The sequence below is a fragment of the Catellatospora sp. NPDC049609 genome (genome assembly GCF_040675365.1).
Taxonomy (GTDB): Bacteria; Actinomycetota; Actinomycetes; order Mycobacteriales; family Micromonosporaceae; genus Catellatospora.
The window spans coordinates 1-5,792 of record NZ_JBFAOU010000300.1 but is presented as its reverse complement, the minus strand read 5'-3'; the positions used below and the strand labels follow the sequence as shown (position 1 = coordinate 5,792).

Here is a 5,792-nt window from a genome sequence, read left to right as displayed (position 1 = left end):
AGCCGGAGCATCACGATCGAATCCTTGCCACCCGAGAACAGCAGCACCGGACGCTCGAACTCGGCCACGACCTCCCGCATCACGAAGACGCTCTCGGCTTCGAGAGCATCGAGATGCGAAACCTGGAACGTCGTCACTGGTGTCGTCTCCTCTTCGTCTTCGTCGCGGGCGTCAGTAGGCGCCGGAACTGCGCAGGACAGCGGTACAGGTGCGAAGCATGATCACGACGTCGAGCGTCAGCGACCAGTTCTCGACGTAGCGCAGGTCGAGCCGCATCGACTCGTCCCAGGAGAGGTCGGAGCGGCCGGAGACCTGCCAGAGGCCGGTCAGGCCGGGCTTGACCACCAGGCGCCGGTGCATGTCGGCCGGGTACTGGTCGACCTCGGAGTCCAGCGGCGGGCGCGGGCCGACCAGCGACATCTCACCCTTGAGCACGTTGATCAGCTGGGGCAGCTCGTCGATCGAGTAACGGCGCAGCCAGCGGCCGAACGGCGTCACGCGCGGGTCGTTCTTCATCTTGAACAGCACGCCGTCGCCCTCGTTGAGGTGCTTCAGGTCGGCCAGGCGCGCCTCGGCGTCGGTGTACATGGTGCGGAACTTGTAGATGACGAACTCGCGCCGGTGCTGGCCGATGCGCACCTGCCGGAACAGGGCGGGCCCGCGGTCGTCGCGGCTGAAGCGGATGACCAGCGCGCAGACCAGCAGCAGCGGCGCGAGCATGAACAGCGCGATCGCGGCGAGGATCCGGTCGGAGGCGTCCTTGACGAAGCGCCGGGCGCCGGAGAAGCGCGGGTGGTCGAGGTGCAGCATGGGCAGGCCGTCGGCGGGCCGGATGGTGGTGCGGCTGTTGGCGACGTCGAACAGGGCGCTGGCGACCATCAGGTCGACGTCCAGCGTCTCGACGCTCCACGCCAGGCGGCGCAGCTCCGGCCCTTCGAGCTCGGGGCAGGACAGCACGATGACCATGTCGGCGCCGACCTCGCGCACCACGGTGTGGACGTCGCGGATGGTGTCGTACACCAGGATGCCCATGCCGGCCAGCGGGGAGCCGACGCGCAGCTCGGGCACGCAGGCCGCGACGACGCCGAGACCGTGGTAGCGCTCGTGCCGCAGCTGGCGGGTCAGCGCCACCACCGAGCTCTCGTGGCCGACCACGACGACCTGGCGCAGGCACTTGCCCTTGGCCCAGGCGCGGTGCAGCCGGCGGCGCAGGGTGTAGCGGCTGATGATGCCGTACACGGTGACGATGGGCACCGCGATGACGACGTAGCCGCGGGCGACCCCCAGGTGCAGGAAGTACGACCCGAGTCCGATGACCGCGCCGAGCACCAGGCCGCTGTGCAGAACACGTTGGTACTCATCATTACCAACAAATAGATAGCGTCTGTCATATGCCCGGTTGGCGAAAAGCGCCAGAATCCAAATCGTGGGCAGAGAAAGACTGAAGGCGATGTACTCGGCCAGGTCCGTGCGACCGAAGATGACCTTGAGCGCCACGAGGGCGGCGACGAGTCCGACCGCGCCGTCGGAGAGGACCAGGCTCTTGACGTAGCGGGACTCCCACCGGGCCCGAGCGCCAGGCAACGCCCTGGTCGGCGTGGTGGTGCGCGGCGCACGGACGTTCTGGCCCGCGGTGCCCGAAGCACCTATGTGGACGGTAGTCACTCTCAGCTCCCCACTGAAGTGCACTGCTGGCGATCTGCCGACGCGCTTTGCCCCGTGATGGCTTAACGCCACGTTCCCCGCCAGGCCGTCCTGACTCTACTTAACATCTATGTCTGGAACATTAAAAACAGGCCATTGTCAGCTAATGGACTCGCTGTGCGGCAGCCCAATCAGCCGTACGTATGAGAGCAGATAGGACGATGCGCGAATGACGGCGTACCGCCGCCCGATTCCGCGCACCGTCCTATCTCGGTGGTTCATGGGAACGTCGGTGGGCTTACCCCGGAGCCCTGCCCGACCACGTCCAGGCGTATCCGGGATCCTCGCAGGCGAGCGCGGGCTCGCACAGATCCAAGGGGCGGAATGTGTCCACCATGACAGCCAGTTCGTCGAATCTTTCGGCTCCGATCGAACGCTCGGCGGCGCCCGGCTGCGGCCCATGGGTGAACCCGGACGGGTGCAGCGAGATCGAGCCCTGGCCGATACCCGAGCCGCGACGTGCCTCGTAGTCGCCGCCGGTGTAGAAGAGCATCTCGTCGGAGTCGACGTTGTGGTGGTTGTACGGCACCGGGATGGCCAGCGGGTGGTAGTCGACCTTGCGCGGCACGAACGAGCAGATCACGAAGTTCGGCCCCTGGAACGTCTGGTGCACCGGCGGCGGCTGGTGCAGCCGGCCGGTGATCGGCTCGAAGTCGTGGATCGAGAACGCCCAGGGGTAGAGGCAGCCGTCCCAGCCCACCACGTCGAACGGGTGCTGGGCGTACACGTGCCGGGTCCAGCCGCGGCGGTGCTGGACCAGCACCTCGACGTCGGTGCCGTCGACGAGCAGCGGCTCGGCCGGCCCGCGCAGGTCGCGCTCGCAGTACGGCGCGTGCTCCAGGAACTGCCCGCGCACCGACAGGTAGCGCTTGGGCGGCCCGATGTGCCCGGTGGCCTCGATGACCAGCAGCCGGGTCGGCTCGACCGGCACCAGCCGGTGCACCACCGAGGTGGGGATGACGACGTAGTCGCCCTCGACCGCCTCCAGCGCGCCGAAGACCGTCTCCACCCGCAGCCGGCCCGCCTCGACGTAGAGGCACTCGTCGCCGATGGCGTTGCGGTAGAGCGGCGACGGGGTGTCGGCGAGCACGTACGAGATGCGGCAGTCGTCGTTGGCGAGCAGGTGCTGGCGGCCCAGCACCGCGTCGGCGCCGGACTGGTCGAGCTTGTGGGTCTGCAGGTGGCGCGGCTTCAGCGGCCGGTTGGGCAGCCGGGTCCACGCGGGCGGCTCGAACTCCTCGGCGGCGACGATCGCGGTCGGCGCGTGCAGGTGGTAGAGCAGTGACGAGTCGGAGGAGAAGCCCTCCTGGCCCATCAGCTCCTCGGCGTGGAGGCCGCCGTCCGGCTTGCGGAACTGCGTGTGCCGTTTCCGCGGGACCTCGCCGACGGTGCGGTAGTACGGCATGTAGACCGACCTCCTGGTGTCGCTTTTAGGAGCGGTGTCCACTTTACGAAGAGATGCGTCCGATAATCGGACACTCTTGTCCGCTCTCTGTAGCGTCCACTAGATTGACTGATCATGTCAACGCCACCGCTGCTGGCGCAGCTGCTCGACGATGCCGCGGTCTTCCCGCCCGGCAGCGCCACGCTGCCCGACGCGGTGGCGGCCCACCGCGAACACCGCCGCGCCTGGTACGCGCCCCTCGTCGGGCCGCTGCTGGTGCCCGCGTCGCAACTGCGCGAGCTCGGGCCGCTGCTCACCGCGGGCGAGGAGCTGGCGGTCGGCGTCATCGCCGACGGGCCGCTCGCCGACTGTTTCGCCGCCGCGCCTGACGGCGTGCGGGTCGTCCAGGTCGAGGCGGCGATGGCCCGCCGCGGCGAGGATCCCCAGCCCGCCCTGCGTGACTTCCTGCATCGGGTACGCGAACGCGGCGTGCGCGGGTACGCGGAGATCCCGCTGGCCTGGGGCCTGCTGGCCGCGCTGGACGCGCTCGCCGAGGCGCGCGCGGCAGGGTCGGCCGTGGCGGCCAAGTTCCGCACCGGCGGCCTGGCCGCCGAGCTGTTCCCGACACCGATGGAGCTGGCCGCCGTCATCATCGCGTGCCACGAGCGCGGGCTGCCGTTCAAGCTCACCGCCGGCCTGCACCACGCGATCCGCCACACCGACCCCGAGACCGGCTTCACCCATCACGGCTTCCTCAACGTGCTGGCCGCCGCGTGCGCCGCCGCCGAGGGCGTCGAGGTGACCGAGGTCGCCGGCCTGCTGGCCACCACCCAGCCGCTGACCCTGATCGAGGCGGTCCGCGCCCGCCGCACCCAGGCCCGCCCGCTGTGGGTGGGCTTCGGCACGTGCAGCATCCCCGAGCCCCTCGCCGACCTGCAGAAACTCGGACTACTGGACGGACGCGCCTGAGTGCGGGCGCTGCGCAAAACCAAGCAAGGAGACGGCATGACCTGGGTGCCCGGTGCGGCCGGCAGCGGATACGACATCAACCACCTGCCGTACGGAGTGATCGTGCCGTCGGACGGGCGGCCCCGATGTGCCGTACGCATCGCCGATGTTGCTTTTGATTTGGCTGCCGCGGAGGCGGCCGGGCTGATCCTGGCCGCGGACAGCCTGCGGGCGCCCAACCTCGACGCCTTCCTCGCGCTCGGCCCCGCGCACTGGTCCGCGGTCCGGCAGCGGATCACCGAGCTGCTCACCGACCCGGCGCACCGGGCCGCGGTGGAGCCGCTGCTCATCCCGCTCGCGGACGTGACCAACGCGCTGGCCTGGAGCGTCGCCGACTACGTCGACTTCTACTCCTCCGAGCACCACGCCTCGAACGTCGGCCAGATCTTCCGCCCCGGCCAGCCGCCGCTGCTGCCCAACTGGAAGCACCTGCCCATCGGCTACCACGGCCGGGCCGGCACCGTCGTGGTCAGCCAGACCCCGGTGGTACGCCCCGGCGGCCAGCTCGGCGAGGGCGTCTTCGGCCCCTGCCGGCGCCTGGACATCGAGGCCGAGGTCGGGTTCGTGGTCGGTGTCGGCTCCACCATGGGCGAGCCGGTGCCGTGGCAGCGCTTCGCCGACCACGTCTTCGGCGTGGTGCTGGTCAACGACTGGTCCGCCCGCGACATCCAGGCGTGGGAGTACCAGCCGCTCGGCCCGTTCCTGGGCAAGTCGTTCGCCACGTCGGTCTCGGCGTGGATCACGCCGCTGGCCGCGCTCGGCCCCGACGCCTGGACCGACGCGCCGGCGCAGGACCCGGCGGTGCAGCCGTACCTCGCCGACGACCGGCGCGCGCTCGACCTCGCCATCACCGTCGAGTGGAACGACACGGTGGTGGCGACGCCCCCGTTCCGGACCATGTACTGGACGCCCGCGCAGCAGCTGGCGCACCTGACGGTAAACGGGGCGAGCCTGCGTACCGGGGATCTGTTCGCCTCCGGCACGGTGTCCGGCCCGACCCGCGGCGAGGTGGGTTCGTTCCTGGAGCTCACCTGGGGCGGGCGGGAGCCGGTGATGGTGAAGGGCGAGGAGCGCACGTTCCTGGCCGACGGGGACACCGTCGTGCTGCGGGCACGGGTGGCCGACATCGAGCTCGGTGCCGTTGCAGGGACTGTTTTCCCAGCTCAGGTCTGATGTGATCGGGGCCGCAGCCCCCCGATTTGCACGGCCGCCGAGGCGTTGCGTAATGTTCTCTCTGCCAGCGGGGAACGGACAAAACACGCGAGCGACAAGCTCAAGTCGAAGTCCGGAAACCGCGGGACATCTGGGTGGTGCGGGACTTGCGCTCGCGAAACCGACCGGGTAATGTTCTTCGAGCCGGCAACGAGCCGGGCGGATGAGTCCGCCGAGATTCTTCTCGGAAGTGACCGCCGGCCGGGTTGCAGGTTCTTCCGAACTGATCTAACCACTACAAAGTGGCAGTGTGTTCGGGCTGGTCAGCTGAAACGTCGATGGAAATCGATCCTGAAAAATCAGGAAAGATTAGCTTGACACGGGCCAGGTGATCGGGTAAGTTAGACGAGTTGCCCCGAGCGGGATCCCACAATGTGGGACACCAGCAAGGTGTGTGCTTGTTCTTTGAGAACTCAACAGGGTGCTATTTAAGCCAGTGCCAATTTATTTCATCCTCGTGATGATTCCTTTGGTATGAAACAGA

Annotated in this window: 4 protein-coding genes and 1 pseudogene; 2 read left to right on the top strand and 3 right to left on the bottom strand. The window is 68.7% G+C overall.

The annotated features are described in order from the left end of the window. The 3 genes and pseudogenes from AB0J67_RS38825 to AB0J67_RS38815 all read right to left on the bottom strand — a co-directional run. A pseudogene (locus tag AB0J67_RS38825) lies at positions 1–137 on the bottom strand (sulfate adenylyltransferase small subunit); the annotation flags it as partial. Between the two features lie 34 nt (positions 138–171). Continuing rightward, positions 172–1,665, bottom strand: a complete 1,494-nt coding sequence (locus AB0J67_RS38820; RefSeq protein ID WP_363490451.1) for a sugar transferase — start codon at positions 1,663–1,665, stop codon at positions 172–174. Between the two features lie 277 nt (positions 1,666–1,942). Then, a complete protein-coding gene (locus AB0J67_RS38815; protein WP_363490449.1) occupies positions 1,943–3,109 on the bottom strand; it encodes a homogentisate 1,2-dioxygenase domain-containing protein in 1,167 nt (388 codons plus the stop codon). Positions 3,110–3,223: 114 nt separating this feature from the next. Between AB0J67_RS38815 and AB0J67_RS38810 the strand changes: the two genes are divergently transcribed. Both AB0J67_RS38810 and fahA read left to right on the top strand, forming a co-directional pair. Beyond that, complete coding sequence (locus AB0J67_RS38810) at positions 3,224–4,057, top strand: hypothetical protein (protein WP_363490447.1); 834 nt, start codon at positions 3,224–3,226, stop codon at positions 4,055–4,057. Between the two features lie 36 nt (positions 4,058–4,093). After that, positions 4,094–5,269, top strand: a complete 1,176-nt coding sequence (gene fahA / locus AB0J67_RS38805; protein WP_363490445.1) for a fumarylacetoacetase — start codon at positions 4,094–4,096, stop codon at positions 5,267–5,269. Positions 5,270–5,792 lie beyond the last annotated feature (523 nt).